Origin of the sequence: Mesorhizobium sp. M0437 (assembly GCF_040321335.1) — a bacterium.
Classification (GTDB): domain Bacteria; phylum Pseudomonadota; class Alphaproteobacteria; order Rhizobiales; family Rhizobiaceae; genus Mesorhizobium.
On record NZ_JAMYRK010000056.1, the window covers coordinates 27,746 to 41,126 of the forward strand.

General features: G+C 61.2%; 17 protein-coding genes. 5 read left to right on the forward strand and 12 right to left on the reverse strand.

Features of this window, described 5'->3' with window-relative positions; all coding sequences use genetic code 11:
- Positions 1-2: 2 nt before the first annotated feature.
- Positions 3-1,202, reverse strand: coding sequence for a multidrug effflux MFS transporter (locus tag NKI72_RS26355; protein WP_502893744.1), 1,200 nt, complete (start codon positions 1,200-1,202; stop codon positions 3-5).
- 207 nt (positions 1,203-1,409) lie between these two features.
- Positions 1,410-1,745 carry a Grx4 family monothiol glutaredoxin gene (gene grxD, locus NKI72_RS26360; RefSeq protein WP_023674712.1) on the reverse strand — a complete coding sequence of 112 codons (336 nt, stop codon included), beginning with the start codon at positions 1,743-1,745 and terminating at the stop codon, positions 1,410-1,412.
- Between the two features lie 163 nt (positions 1,746-1,908).
- Here grxD and NKI72_RS26365 point away from each other — a divergent pair, with 163 nt between their 5' ends.
- The gene (locus NKI72_RS26365; protein ID WP_352684188.1) at positions 1,909-2,715 is read left to right on the forward strand and encodes a phosphodiester glycosidase family protein; all 807 of its coding nucleotides are present in this window, start codon (positions 1,909-1,911) and stop codon (positions 2,713-2,715) included.
- A 12-nt stretch (positions 2,716-2,727) separates the two neighbouring features.
- Here the strand turns inward: NKI72_RS26365 and NKI72_RS26370 are convergent, their stop codons facing one another.
- The 3 genes from NKI72_RS26370 to NKI72_RS26380 all read right to left on the reverse strand — a co-directional run bounded on the left by NKI72_RS26370 (position 2,728) and on the right by NKI72_RS26380 (position 6,845).
- Positions 2,728-2,961 carry a BolA/IbaG family iron-sulfur metabolism protein gene (locus NKI72_RS26370; RefSeq protein ID WP_023674714.1) on the reverse strand — a complete coding sequence of 78 codons (234 nt, stop codon included), beginning with the start codon at positions 2,959-2,961 and terminating at the stop codon, positions 2,728-2,730.
- A gap of 85 nt (positions 2,962-3,046) precedes the next feature.
- On the reverse strand, positions 3,047-5,284 hold the full coding sequence (purL, locus tag NKI72_RS26375) for a phosphoribosylformylglycinamidine synthase subunit PurL (protein ID WP_352836318.1): 2,238 nt from the start codon (positions 5,282-5,284) through the stop codon (positions 3,047-3,049).
- Between the two features lie 148 nt (positions 5,285-5,432).
- The gene (locus NKI72_RS26380; protein ID WP_352836315.1) at positions 5,433-6,845 is read right to left on the reverse strand and encodes an aminotransferase-like domain-containing protein; all 1,413 of its coding nucleotides are present in this window, start codon (positions 6,843-6,845) and stop codon (positions 5,433-5,435) included.
- A 93-nt stretch (positions 6,846-6,938) separates the two neighbouring features.
- Here NKI72_RS26380 and NKI72_RS26385 point away from each other — a divergent pair, with 93 nt between their 5' ends.
- On the forward strand, positions 6,939-7,184 hold the full coding sequence (locus NKI72_RS26385) for a DUF1127 domain-containing protein (protein ID WP_352449398.1): 246 nt from the start codon (positions 6,939-6,941) through the stop codon (positions 7,182-7,184).
- Between the two features lie 26 nt (positions 7,185-7,210).
- Here the strand turns inward: NKI72_RS26385 and NKI72_RS26390 are convergent, their stop codons facing one another.
- From NKI72_RS26390 to purQ, 4 genes are read right to left on the reverse strand one after another with little or no spacing between them, the layout of a single operon-like run.
- Positions 7,211-7,852 carry a Pr6Pr family membrane protein gene (locus NKI72_RS26390; protein WP_352836312.1) on the reverse strand — a complete coding sequence of 214 codons (642 nt, stop codon included), beginning with the start codon at positions 7,850-7,852 and terminating at the stop codon, positions 7,211-7,213.
- A 4-nt stretch (positions 7,853-7,856) separates the two neighbouring features.
- Entirely contained in the window at positions 7,857-8,267 is a 411-nt protein-coding gene (locus NKI72_RS26395; protein ID WP_352836309.1) for a hypothetical protein, read from the reverse strand.
- Between the two features lie 2 nt (positions 8,268-8,269).
- Positions 8,270-8,935: a glutathione S-transferase family protein gene (locus NKI72_RS26400; protein WP_352836307.1), complete on the reverse strand. Its 666-nt coding sequence runs from the start codon at positions 8,933-8,935 to the stop codon at positions 8,270-8,272.
- A gap of 31 nt (positions 8,936-8,966) precedes the next feature.
- Entirely contained in the window at positions 8,967-9,635 is a 669-nt protein-coding gene (gene purQ / locus NKI72_RS26405) for a phosphoribosylformylglycinamidine synthase subunit PurQ (RefSeq protein ID WP_352836305.1), read from the reverse strand.
- Positions 9,636-9,754: 119 nt separating this feature from the next.
- Here purQ and NKI72_RS26410 point away from each other — a divergent pair, with 119 nt between their 5' ends.
- Complete coding sequence (locus NKI72_RS26410; protein WP_352766805.1) at positions 9,755-10,501, forward strand: hypothetical protein; 747 nt, start codon at positions 9,755-9,757, stop codon at positions 10,499-10,501.
- Here the strand turns inward: NKI72_RS26410 and NKI72_RS26415 are convergent.
- Genes NKI72_RS26415 through purC form a run of 3 tightly spaced genes read right to left on the reverse strand, consistent with a single transcriptional unit; the run spans position 10,487 to position 11,801 of the window.
- On the reverse strand, positions 10,487-10,705 hold the full coding sequence (locus tag NKI72_RS26415; protein ID WP_352766803.1) for a hypothetical protein: 219 nt from the start codon (positions 10,703-10,705) through the stop codon (positions 10,487-10,489). The genes NKI72_RS26410 and NKI72_RS26415 overlap by 15 nt on opposite strands.
- 18 nt (positions 10,706-10,723) lie before the next feature.
- A complete protein-coding gene (gene purS / locus NKI72_RS26420) occupies positions 10,724-10,966 on the reverse strand; it encodes a phosphoribosylformylglycinamidine synthase subunit PurS (RefSeq protein ID WP_352766801.1) in 243 nt (80 codons plus the stop codon).
- Between the two features lie 40 nt (positions 10,967-11,006).
- Positions 11,007-11,801, reverse strand: a complete 795-nt coding sequence (purC, locus tag NKI72_RS26425) for a phosphoribosylaminoimidazolesuccinocarboxamide synthase (RefSeq protein ID WP_023674725.1) — start codon at positions 11,799-11,801, stop codon at positions 11,007-11,009.
- Positions 11,802-12,071: 270 nt separating this feature from the next.
- On the opposite strand from purC, the gene NKI72_RS26430 reads away from it, so the two are divergent.
- Both NKI72_RS26430 and NKI72_RS26435 read left to right on the forward strand, forming a co-directional pair.
- A complete protein-coding gene (locus NKI72_RS26430; protein ID WP_254817651.1) occupies positions 12,072-12,392 on the forward strand; it encodes a DUF1476 domain-containing protein in 321 nt (106 codons plus the stop codon).
- 120 nt (positions 12,393-12,512) lie between these two features.
- Positions 12,513-13,286 carry an HpcH/HpaI aldolase family protein gene (locus tag NKI72_RS26435; RefSeq protein ID WP_352474655.1) on the forward strand — a complete coding sequence of 258 codons (774 nt, stop codon included), beginning with the start codon at positions 12,513-12,515 and terminating at the stop codon, positions 13,284-13,286.
- Positions 13,287-13,381 lie beyond the last annotated feature (95 nt).

The following is a 13,381-nucleotide window of genomic DNA, read 5'->3' on the forward strand; positions in this document are numbered from 1 at the left end:
CATTAAACCGGCGGGTTATGCGGCTGGAACAGTCTGCCGCGCTCGGCCAGCAGGATCATCAGCAGCGCCGCCACCGACACGCTGCAGAACCCGGCGGCCAGCGGCGTCACCGTGCCGTTGAAGGCTTGGCCGATCAGCGTACCGAGAATGCCGCCAAGAAATGTCTGCATGAACCCAAGGATCGACGACGCAGTGCCGGCCAGGTGCCCCAGCGGCTCCATGGCGAGCGCGTTGAAGTTCGCGCCGAGCGCGCCGAACGGGACCATGGCGCAGGCAAAGAAGGTAATGAAGAGCCAGAGCGGCATCTTTATTTCGATGGAAACGACCAGCCAGGCAAGGCTGATGGCCAGAAACAGCAGCAACGCGCTTTGCGACAGACGGCGCATGCCGATGCGGCCGACGAGGCGCGAGTTGAGGTAGTTCGAAAAAGCAAGTACGCCGGCAACCCCCGCGAAGATGACGGGGAACATCTCGCCGACATTGAACACGCTGACATAGATCTGCTGGGCCGAGGCGATGAAGCCGAACATGGCGCCGAAGATGAAGGTGCTGGCGAAGGCATAGCAGAGCGCGATGCGGTTGGTGAGAACGATGCGGAAGCCGCCGATGATGGAGGACAGCGTCAGCGGCCGGCGATATTCGGGGTGTAGTGTCTCGGGCAGGCGCAGCAGCGACCAGGCGGACACGATCAGCGCGCCGGCTGCCATGGTGACGAAGATCACATGCCAGGTCGCAAACAGCATGATGAACTGGCCGATACCGGGCGCCACCACCGGAATGGCCATGAACACCATGAAGATCAAGGACATGACTTCGGCCATGCGCCTTCCGTCGAACGTATCGCGCACGATCGAGACGGCAATGACGCGCGTCGCCGCCGCGCCGATGCCTTGCACCGCCCGGCATAGCAGAAGCGTGGCGAATGACGGGGCGATTGCCGCAGCGCCGGCCGCCAGGACGTAGATCACCAGCCCTGCGACAAGCGGCGCGCGGCGCCCGAAGCGGTCCGAGATCGGCCCGAAGAACAGCTGTCCGCCGCCAAAGCCAAGGATATAGGCGGTGACAACATATTGCCGGTGGTTTTCATTTTCGATGCCAAGCGAAGCGCCGATCTGCTGCAGCGCCGGCAAAATAATGTCGATTGCCAGCGAATTGAGCGCCATCAGCGCCGCGCACAGCGCAATGAATTCCCAGCGCGGAATGGGCAAGGTGCTTGCCTTTTGCTGCGCTTGTGCTTGCTGATCCAAGGCCAGTCCGATCCTCAAACGAAAATGCGCCGGCTGGCCGACGCATCCATTCGTTGATTGCCCGATAGCGGGCAGAACTTTTTGCCAAGGTGGGGGCTGCCCCGGCGCTTAGCGCATGACCCCCGAAAATCGCAGGCGGAAGGTCATACGCAGAAACAGAAGTCAGGCGGCGCCTTTGACGCTGACGCCCTTTTCGACGAGGAAGGTCTGCAATTCGCCCGCCTGGAACATCTCGCGGATGATGTCGCAGCCGCCGACGAACTCGCCCTTGACGTAGAGCTGCGGGATGGTCGGCCAGTTGGAATAGTCCTTGATGCCTTGCCGCAGTTCGGCCGACGTCAGCACGTCGACGCCCTTATAGTCGGCGCCGATATAGTCGAGGATCTGCACGACCTGGCCGGAAAATCCGCATTGCGGGAAGCCGGGCGTGCCCTTCATGAAGAGAACGACGTCGTTGCCCTTCACTTCATTGTCGATGTAGTCGTTGATGCCGCTCATGGAATACCCTTTCATGCCTGTGGGAGTCAGGCTCGAACATTACCCTTCAAATAAACCCATGGGTTGCGCGAAACAAGATGTTTGCCGCCTTGCCATGCAAATGGCGCAAAGGAACGTCTGATCTTGGGCCAAGAGCGTTGGCCACCATCTTTCCCGAGGCGCGATGAAAAGACGATATCTCGCCGGGTTCCTCCTCGCCGTTCTGTTCGCCGCACTGTCCTTGATCTGGTGGGCCAGGTCGCCGAGACAGCCATCTCTCGTCGTCGGCGGTGAATTACCGGCGCCGTGCCGCGACGCGAGCTTCGAGGCGGTCGCCTATGTCGTCTGCGAAATCGATCTGCGCCACTATGACATCGGTGTGTTCCACGCAGGCCTTGACGGCAAGGCTTTCGGTTCACTGGACAAATTCGACAAGGCGATGGCGGATCATGGCCGGCCGGTGCTGCTCGCCATGAACGCCGGCATGTATCACCAAGACCTGACTCCGGTCGGCCTTCTCGTCGAAGACGGCCGGGAGAAGGCGCCGATCAACGTCGCCGACAGCGAAGGGAATTTCTTCCTGAAACCGAATGGCGTCTTCCTGGTCCGGAAGGACGGCAAGGCGGCGGTCATGGAGACAAGCGCCTATGCTGCGACCAGACTGGACGTGATGTTTGCCACGCAATCCGGCCCGATGCTGGTGATCGACGGCCGGCTTCATCCCCGCTTCGAGCAAAACGGCACATCGCGCTATATCCGCAATGGCATCGGCGTGCGTGACGAAAACACTGTCGTGCTGGCGATCTCGCGCTCTGAGGTCAGCCTCGGCAGCTTCGCGCGACTGTTTCGAGATGCGCTCAATTGTCCCAACGCGCTTTTCTTCGACGGGGTCGTTTCGGCGCTGTCGAACGGCGAGCGGATGATTGTGGGTGGAAGCTATCCGGTCGGGCCGATCATCGCCGTGACCGGTAAGAAGCTTGCGAGCCGGTAACTGCAAGAGAGCTCAGTCCGGCACGCTGGTCTGCAGGGCAAGCGCGTGCAACACGCCGCCCATATTGCCCTTCAGCGCGTCATAGACCATCTGGTGCTGCTGGACCCGGCTTTTCCCGCGAAAGCTTTCGGCCACAACCTCAGCCGCATAATGGTCGCCGTCGCCGGCCAGGTCGCGAATCGTCACCTTGGCGTCCGGAATGCCTTCCTTGATCAGCCGTTCGATGTCGTGGGCGTCCATTGCCATGTGAGGATTCCTTGTTCAGGTCGTGATCTCATAGATATGGTCGAAATGGCGGATGAACCACAGCGAAACGGCCCTCTCGATCACATCACGGGTCCACGACCTCATTTGCCATGAAGCGAGGGAACCAGGATTCGTGGGCGTCGGTCAATTCGCTGACCGGTATCGCACGCGCCTCGCCCAGCTTCAGTTCGCTGCCGCCGGTCGAGCCGATCCACGGCGCAAAAACGCCGAGCTTGTTTTGCTGTTCGCGAATGGCGTCCCATTGCTCGCTCTGCGGGTCGATCGACAGCGTCAAGAGATAGCGGCCCTGGTCCTCGCCGAACCAGACCGGGATTGGATCTGTGCCGATCAGGCCGGGGATGGTCGCGCCGATGCCGGAGGCCATCGCCATCTCGGCCAGCGCCACCGCGATGCCGCCATCGGAAACGTCATGCGCCGCGGTAACGACACCGGAGCCGATCAGTGCCCGCACATGGTCGCCGACCCGCTTCTCGTGGCCGAGATCGACCGGCGGCGGCGGGCCGTCGGCGCGGCCAAAGATGTCGCGCATATAGACCGACTGGCCAAGATGCGAGCCCCATATCGTCGGCGCGCCGACCAGCACGATCATCTGGCCTTCGGCGGCAAAGCCGATGCGCACCATTTTCGACCAGTCGGCAATCACACCGACGCCGCCAATGGTCGGTGTCGGCAGGATGCCTTGGCCGTTGGTCTCATTGTAGAGGGAGACGTTGCCGGAGACGATCGGGAAGCCAAGCGCCCTGCAGGCATCGCCAATACCTTTCACCGCGCCGACCAACTGACCCATGATCTCCGGCCGTTCCGGATTACCGAAATTGAGGTTGTCGGTGGCCGCGAGCGGCAGAGCACCGGTGGCGGTAAGATTGCGCCAGCATTCGGCAACCGCCTGCTTGCCGCCCTCGTAAGGGTCGGCTTCGCAATAGCGCGGCGTCACGTCGGAGGAGAAGGCGAGCGCCTTGGTCGGGTGGCCGTCGACGCGCACGACACCGGCGTCGCCGCCGGGAAGCTGCAGCGAATTACCTTGGATCAGCGTGTCGTACTGCTCCCACACCCAGCGGCGCGAGGACAGGTCTGGTCCGCCCAGCAGCTTGAGCAGTGCCTCGGCCACGTCGGCTTGCGGTGCATCGCCGGCCAGCGGCGCCGGCTTCTTCGGCTCGACCCAGGGACGGTCATATTCCGGCGCCTGGTCGCCGAGATCCTTGATCGGCAGATTGGCAACCTCGTCGCCCTGATGCAGCACGCGAAAGCGCAGATCGTCGGTGGTCTTGCCGACGATGGCAAAGTCGAGGCCCCATTTGTGGAAGATCGCCTCGGCCTGTTTTTCCTTTTCGGGGCGCAGCACCATTAGCATGCGCTCTTGGCTCTCCGAAAGCATCATCTCATAGGCGCTCATGCGCTCTTCACGCACCGGCACCTTGTCGAGATCGAGCTCGATGCCGAGGTCGCCCTTGGCGCCCATTTCGACTGCCGAGCAGGTGAGGCCGGCGGCACCCATGTCCTGGATGGCGATAACGGCGCCGGACGCCATCAGTTCGAGGCAGGCTTCGAGCAGGCATTTTTCGGTGAACGGATCGCCAACCTGCACGGTGGGCCGCTTCTCGTCGATCTTGTCGTCGAACTCGGCCGAGGCCATGGTGGCGCCGCCGACGCCGTCGCGCCCGGTCTTGGCGCCGAGATAGACGACCGGCAGGCCGACGCCCTTGGCCTCGGACAGAAAGATTGCATCAGTCTTGGCAAGCCCCGCGGCAAACGCATTGACCAGGATGTTGCCATTGTAGCGGGCGTCGAAATTGACCTCGCCGCCGACCGTCGGCACGCCGAAGGAATTTCCATAACCACCGACGCCGGAAACGACGCCGGCAACGAGATGCCTGGTTTTGGGATGGTCCGGCGCGCCGAAACGCAGCGCGTTCATCGCCGCGATCGGCCGCGCGCCCATGGTGAAGACATCGCGCAGGATGCCGCCGACGCCGGTCGCCGCTCCCTGATATGGCTCGATATAGGAGGGGTGGTTATGGCTCTCCATCTTGAAGACGACGCAGTCGCCGTCGCCGATGTCGACCACGCCGGCATTCTCGCCCGGGCCCTGGATGACTTGCGGCCCGGTGGTCGGCAGCGTGCGCAGCCACTTCTTCGAGGATTTGTAGGAACAATGCTCGTTCCACATCGCGGAAAAAATACCAAGTTCGGTAAAGCTCGGTTCGCGCCCGACCAGGTCGAGGATGCGCTGGTACTCGTCGGGCTTCAGCCCGTGCGCGGCAATGAGTTCAGGAGTGATCGGCACGGAATTGGAAATGGTCATGATCGGCAATTGTGTCCTTGGGATCGAGTCCCGTCTTATCGCAAGCGTTGCAGCCGATACACCCCGTTGGATGACTAAAACGATGGAAAGCAACAGCTGACCGCAAGTAGCGAAAGATCGCCACTCGACCCGCCGGTTTCAAGCCGGTTCAGGAAAAGCTGTCGTAGCCGGCGCGGCCCTCGTCCAGAAGCCGCCGGATCACCGCGACGCCGTGCGCGATATCGTCCCGCTGTCGCGGCTGCGAGATGCCAAACCGCACGCCGTGAAAGGCCTGTTCGGAACGCCCTGCCTTGAACTCATCCTCGTCGTCGATGAGCACGCCATGTTCGAGGCAGGCCTGCTTGAAAGTGCCGGAAAGCCATGGGTCCGGCAAAGTGAGCCAGACGAATGGCACGTTATCCAGCGCCTTGAAATCGAAGCCGTCGAGTGTCTCGCGCACGATCGCGATGCGCGCACCGATCTCGGCAATGCTGCGCTTGCGCACCTCAGCGGCCTGACCGGACAGCACCAGCCGGCTGCCCACCTCCGCCAGCAGAAAGGGCAGGCCGCCCGTCATCATCTTGTGGGCAACCCGGATGCGGTGACGATAGGCCGGCGGGCAAGCGAGCCAGCCGCCGCGAACACCCGCCGCAACCGATTTCGACAGGCCGCCGGCAACGATGGTCCGTTCGGGAGCATATTCGGCCATTAAAGGCGTTGGGTCATCGGTCAGTCCGCCATAGAGATCGTCCTCGATCAGGACGACGTTATATTGACGGGCGACATGCGCGATTGCCTCGCGGCGCGATGCCGACAGCGTTGTCAGCGTCGGGTTCTTGGCCGTCGGCATCAAAAACATCATCTTCGGGTGCCTTTGTGCGCAGACGCGCTCGAAATCCTGGGGATCGATGCCCTCGTCGTCAGTCGCCACCAGTGCGGTCCGGCGACCGATCAGGCCGGCACTGCGCGAGATCTGCGAATAGGTGAGGTGCTCGAAGACGACATAGTCGCCGGGGGCGGTGAGCCCCGCAATGGTTGCCATCACGGCGACGTGGGTGCCGAGCGTGGGAACGATTGCATCCGTCGCCGGGCGATAGGAATTGCGCGACAGCCAGCGCCTGCCGGCTTCGAACCAGCGGTCCGGGAAATCACGAGTATAGCTTGAAATCTCATGCGGATGGTCTTGCGCCGTGCGTGTCAACACATCGGCGACGATGGCACCCTGGCCGACATCCGGTGCGGCGGTGCTATCGAAGCGCAGCTTGTCGCCGGGCGCATCCATATAGCGCGTGCCTTGTTCGACCGGCCCCAGGAAATCCGGCTTTGCGCTCTCCGACTGTTGAGCGAGAACATAGGTTCCGCGGCCGACCTCGCCGCTGACCAGTCCCCGCTCGCGCAGCAATTGATAGGCCCTGCCAACCGTGCCGACGGTCGTGCCGATGTCGTATGCCAGATCGCGCTGCGGCGGCAGCTTTGCCCCTGCACCGATCAGGCCGCGGTCGATGTCCGTCTCGATGGAATCAGCAAGCCGCTGATAGAGCGGGCCGGTGCGGGCGGTCAGGTCTGGAAGCCAAGTTGTCATGGTGACAATTTTTTACATTGCACCGAAATGAGAGTCAATACATATGGAGCGGGCCGTACGAAAAGGCACAATTGCAATCTTGGCAGAAAGAAAATGGGTACAATAGAGACAATCCGCTACGCGGCAGTTGAATTGACCGGAAGCCGCTCGTCGGGCCGGAGATCCTATGTTCGCGGGCTCGTGCAAGTGGTCACGTCATTCGTCCGATGGATCGACAGCCTGCTGGATCGCCGCCGCAGTCGGCTGGTCCTGCTCGAGATGACCGACGCCCAGCTCAAGGATATCGGCATTTCACGCTGCGATGCCCATCGTGAAGGTCTGAGGCCGTTCTGGGACTGAGGAGTTCGACGGGGCGCTATCGCGCGTTAGCGGACGCCCGCCGCCCTGATCCGCGTGACACCGTGGTCCACAAGCACCGCCACAATGCACAGCATCAGAAAGAGCCCGGTGATGGCCAGAGCCGAGACGGCGACGCTGGTCGCGCCGTTCTTGGCGAGATCGAGGAACGGGTAGGGCACTTCACCGGCAATCGGCGCCCGCAGCAGCGCGTAGGCCAGATAGGCGATCGGATAGATCATCCACCAGGAGATGTCGCGCCACCGCGTCGAGCCGTCGGCGCCTGCCACAAGCCACCACAGCACGAACAACACCGGCGTCACATAGTGCAGGAGCACATCGCAGAGCAGGAACAGCCCTTGCGGCTGCCAAAGCTGCGCCAGGACCGTTGCATAAACGATGAGGACCAGCGTTATGGCGACGGCTACGCCCGCCCGCATCCGTGGCGCGGCAAAGGCCGGAAACCATGCATAACCCGTCGACGACAGCAACGAGGCAAGGACGAGCACCGCGCCGATGTTGGTCAGGATGGTGAAGAAGCTGAAATAGAAGACCAGCGAGCCGGCAAAGCCGCGGCCGGCTTCCATTGATGCCGGGACGGTGATGCAGAGCTGCAGGACGAGCCCGGCCAGGCCGACGACCAGACCGATGATCTGCAGCACGCGACCCATTGGGCTAGGCAGCAGCGCCGCAGGCCGGATTACCCGCCTGCCAGCGGGCAATGTCCGAGCCAATGCGCGCGCCGAGCGGTTCCGCCATCAATGGGCCGAACACGTCGACGCGGCTCGAATTGCCTTGCGCCTGCACGACCAGCAGCGGCTTTCCGCCATAATGCTTGGCCGGCACCAGCAGGAAGCGGGGCGTGCCGCCAAACGAATTCAGTTCGTTGGCCATCTGGTAAGATTTGAAGGCAGGGTCCTTGCTGGCGATCCAGCATTTGTGGGCAGCGATTGCCACCTGTTCCATGGCAAGCAGTGACGCGCTCTTGCCCGCCGGCGCCGGCGTGCTCTTCGGGCCTGACTGGCATGAGGCGAGTACAAGCCCGGCGGCAGTAGCGACGGCGAGGCGCGTGGTCGTCGGTCTCATGTTCAAGCGGCGCCCATCTCGAGTTCGGACAGAAACACCTTCAGACCGTCTGTCATCTCACCCCAGACGCGCGACAGCGCCGGATGCTGCAAGGCAATCTGCTCGTAGGCATCGAATTTCGGATAGGCGTCAAGCAAATCGGGGCGGCCGATCGTCGCCCTGAAATTGTTGAAGACGAAGCGGGTCGGCGTCAGCCAGGCATCGGCGAAGGAGATGTCGTCGCCGAGCGCGAACGGGCCATGCGCCATGCGGGCCTCGATTGCCGCAAGCCCGTGATGCAATTGGGCGAACTGTGCCTTGATCTCCGCCTCGTTGCGCTGCGGCACGAAATAGAGTTCGAACAGCTTCATGGTCGGGGCGAGCACGTCGAGGTCGGTGATGCGGGCGAACATGCGCACCAACGCCCGGTCTTTCGTATCCTTGGGCAGCAGCGCCGGCTCGGGGAAACGCTCCTCCAGATATTCGGCAATGACTACCGATTCGACGATCGTTTCGCCGGAACCGGTGATCAGCACCGGAATCCTGTTGAGCGGCGAGATGGCACGAAATGCCTCGGGGATGGGAAACCCCGGCGGCGGTACAATGAGCTTGAGCGGCACGTTCTTGATGTAGGCCAACGCCCGCACGATCGACGAATAGGGCGACAACGGCCGCGAATAGAGTTTCATGACCGTCGCTCCAGGAGGAAAATTGAAGGCATCAAGCGGCGATGCCCAGCGCGCTTTCGAACAGCGCCCGGCCGTCGCTGCCGCCATGCGCCGCTTCGATCAGGTTCTCGGGATGCGGCATCAGGCCGAGCACATTGCCGCGGCCGTTGACGATACCGGCAATGTCGTTGATCGAGCCGTTGGGATTTGTGCCTACGGCATAGCGGAACACCACCTGGCCTTCGCCTTCGAGGCGGGCCAGCGTTTCGGCATCGGCAAAATAATTGCCGTCATGGTGCGCCACCGGCGCGCGGATGATCTGGCCCGGCTGATAGCGGCGGGTGAACATCGTGTTGGCGTTGGCGATCTGCAGCTTCACCTGACGGCAGACGAATTTCAGCGAGGTATTGCGCATCAATGCGCCCGGCAGCAGGCCGGCCTCGACCAGGATCTGGAAGCCGTTGCAGACGCCGATGACCGTGACGCCCTTGGCCGCCTTTTCGGCCACAGCCCGCATTACTGGCATGCGCGCGGCAATGGCGCCGCAGCGCAGATAATCGCCAAAAGAAAAGCCGCCGGGAATGGCGATCAGGTCGACATCGGGAATGTCGGTGTCGGTCTGCCAGACGGTGACCGGCGGCGTGCCGGAAATCTTGGTCAGCGCCGCGATCATGTCGCGGTCGCGATTGAGGCCGGGGAGCAGGACGACGGCTGATTTCATGGCGTGTCCAATTGAATCACGAGGCATATCCAAGTTTGGCGTATCGGCGGCGTATTCACGGGTCAAGCGGCAGTTAAGGCTTTTGGGCTATTTAACGACGGCAAACCGGGCGAACGCATTTGAAGAGCGGCTGGGAACTGAAATTCGAAGACCGACACTGGGCCGCCGGGGTCTCCGGTGCGATTGTCCTGCTTGTTTCCGCATTTATCTATGCGTTCTTTTCTCAAGCTGACGCAACCTTTGCGACGGCGTTTTCGAAAGCGCTTTCTCTGAAAGTCGATCTCGGGCGGTGCTCCTCGTCTTTTGCCAATCTGATCATGGCGCAGATTTCCTATGCATTGACGATCTGCCTGGTGCTTCTGGGCCTCATGGCGTGCCTTGCCGTGGTTTGTGTTCGAGACGCTGCGAACAGGGCCGGATATCTCAAGCTTCTGCTTGGGACATCTGCGTTCATTCTCATCTTGCTGGCAATGGCGATGAACGACGACGGGTTTTGGCTAAGTTCAACAGGCCGCAGATTTTTCGGGCGGCGATTGAGCATAGCTGACGCATGCCTACAGAGTCACAATACTAATTTTATTCGCATTTACGTGATGAGCATCTGGCTTGGTTTTGGGTCTTGGATGCTTATTATGATGGATATTCTGTGCTTTCGAGCGATAGCTCTCCGTCGAAACCATAACGATTTGCCAACTGACTCGGGGCTGCATGCCGAAATACTGGACATTCATGCTAAATACGGCGGTGTGAGGCGGCCAACCCAGGCTCGACGATGGAAGTTATCGGCAGTGGTAGTGGCGGGCCTCTTTTTGGCCGCAGGAATTCACGGGCTGTACAAACTGGCTCTCGTTTTAGGCGCGCTCTAAGCGGCGTTCGCTATGCCCAAGGCGATCGTCCTGCCGCGCCAGCACACCGTAAATGTTCTTCACATCGCCCTCGGTGGCGATGAGATGACCACGGATCGAACCCAACTCGGACTTTACTTCGCCAAGTGTCAAATCCATCCTGTCCAGCCGCGACTGAATGGATTTGAGGACTTCAAAAATCAGGCTTCCATCGATCTCGGTCATCTACCCTCCGGGACAACCTCAGGTAATGGCCACACTATAATTCTCAATCACCGTATTCGCCAGAAGCTTGTCGCACATGGCTTTCAGATCCGCCTCGGCCTTGGCCTTATCGCCCTCGGCAAGCTCGATATCAAAAACCTTGCCTTGCCGCACCTGGCCGACGCCGCCGAAACCCATTCCGGACAGCGCATGCTCGATTGCCTTGCCTTGTGGGTCGAGCACGCCGTTCTTGAGGGTTACGGTAATGCGGGCCTTGATCACGCTGGACATGCTCCTGTTCACCTGTTGAGCTGGCAAGCCATCAATGTGGCTTGCCTTTGACGCCGTCGGTCGATGCGACGAGCACCGGTCCGGCCGGGCGCGGCGGCTCGTTCTCGTTCATGATGCCGAGGCGGCGGGCAACTTCCTGATAGGCTTCGACCAGCCCACCCATGTCACGGCGGAAACGATCCTTGTCGAGCTTATCCTGTGTCGCCACGTCCCACAGCCGGCAGGAATCCGGCGAGATCTCATCCGCAACGACGATGCGCATCATATCGCCTTCGAACAGGCGGCCGCATTCGATTTTGAAATCGACCAGCTGGATGCCGACGCCCATGAACAGGCCGGAAAGGAAGTCGTTGACGCGAATGGCCAGTGCCATGACATCGTCGATCTCCTGTGGGCTCGCCCAGCCGAAGGCGGTGATGTGCTCTTCCGATACCATCGGATCGTCGAGTGCATCGGCCTTGTAATAGAATTCGATGATCGAGCGCGGCAGCACGGTGCCTTCCTCGATGCCCAGGCGCTTGGCCAGCGAGCCGGCGGCGACGTTGCGCACCACCACTTCGAGCGGGATGATCTCGACTTCCTTGATCAACTGCTCGCGCATGTTGAGCCGGCGGATGAAGTGGGTCGGAATGCCCATCCGGTTGAGGTGGTTGAAGATGTGCTCGGAAATGCGGTTGTTGAGCACGCCTTTGCCATCGACGATTTCATGCTTCTTCTTGTTGAAAGCGGTAGCGTCGTCCTTGAAGAACTGGATCAGCGTGCCAGGCTCCGGTCCCTCATAAAGGATCTTGGCCTTGCCTTCATAAATGCGGCGGCGATTTTTCATCTGATTTTTCTCTGGATTTGCGGGCAGGCGGCAAGCGACCAGTTCCTGTCCGTCTGCCTAAAATAAGATGGCGACGGTGGGGTTCAATGCCGGTGTCTATCCCAATCGCACTGTTTGCTCAATCGGCAAATCCTTTCAATCAACCGCTTTCGGGCACCGAAATGCCGCAGCGCAGCAAGCAATGTAGCATATTGACCGGCCCGCGCCCTTTTGGTTTGTGCTCCGGCAACACATATTGGCACAACGAATCGGATTTCACGGAGGGATGCCATGAGCAGCATGAAAGACCGCGAAGAGGGCTTTGAGCGCAAATTCGCATTCGACGAGGAACTTCGGTTCAAGGCTGCGGCACGCCGCAACAGAGCGCTCGGCCTGTGGGCTGCCGAAAAGCTCGGCAAATCCGGCACCGATGCCGACGCTTATGCCAGGGAAGTAGTCGTCAGCGACATCGAGGAAGCCGGCGATCACGACGTTTTCCGCAAGATACGCAAGGATTTCGATGCGGCGGGCATCGACCAGTCGGACCATCAGATCCGCCGCACCATGGATGAATTGATGGCGCAGGCGATCGAGCAGATCAAGAACACCTGATTTTTCAGCCGGTACCGATCGAATGCTGGACCAATCGACCGCCCGGCCTAACCGCGCGGTTTTTCTTTGCCTTTGCGGTCATTTCCGGCTGAATTGCTGCAAGCAAAGAGGAAATCGCCAATGTCCCTGAAGTCACGCCTTGCGGTCGACGAGACGCTGTTCACCGCATGGTCCGGCGTGCCGGATGCCTTGACGGTCGAGATACTGGCCAGGCAAGGGTTCGACGCGGTTACGCTCGACATGCAGCATGGGGGCCATCACGAGGACAGCGTGCTGCGCGGGCTTGTGCCGGTGCTGGCCGCCAACAAGCCGGCTTTGGTGCGCATCCCGGTCGGCCGCTTCGACATGGCCAGCCGCGCGCTCGACTTCGGCGCCGAGGCTGTGATTGCGCCGATGGTGAATTCAGTGGCGGACGCAAAGCTGTTTGCCGCCGCCATGAAATACCCGCCGCTCGGCGAGCGCTCCTGGGGTCCCACCTATGCTTTTCCGCGCCATGGCAAGGGCGATTATGCCGACTGGCTGCGCGACAGCAACCAGCGCACCATGGCGTTCGCCATGGTCGAAACGCGCGCCGCGCTTGATGCACTCGACGGCATTCTCGACACGCCGGGTATCGACGGGATCTTCCTCGGCCCGTCGGATTTCTCGATCGCCTGGTCGAAGGGGACCACCGTCAGTTCGACGCTGGAGAGCATGATGGAGACCGTCGCCTCGATCGCCGAGCGCACCCGCAAGGCCGGCAAGCATGCGGCGATCTATGTGATGGAACCGGCCATTGCCGGTCGCGTGGTGTCGATGGGCTACCGGCTGCTGGCGTTGGGTTCCGAGCATTCGCTGATTTCGCTTGGGGCAAAGACCCTGCTGAGCAGCGTCAGGGATTCGATCGCTTCCTAGAGTATCCGTGTTGGTCAAGGGAGAGATGGTGTCCAGGTCCGATTGTCCCTGAGTAGTGCGTTTGCGAGGATGATGAGCTTTCGCATGATGGCTGT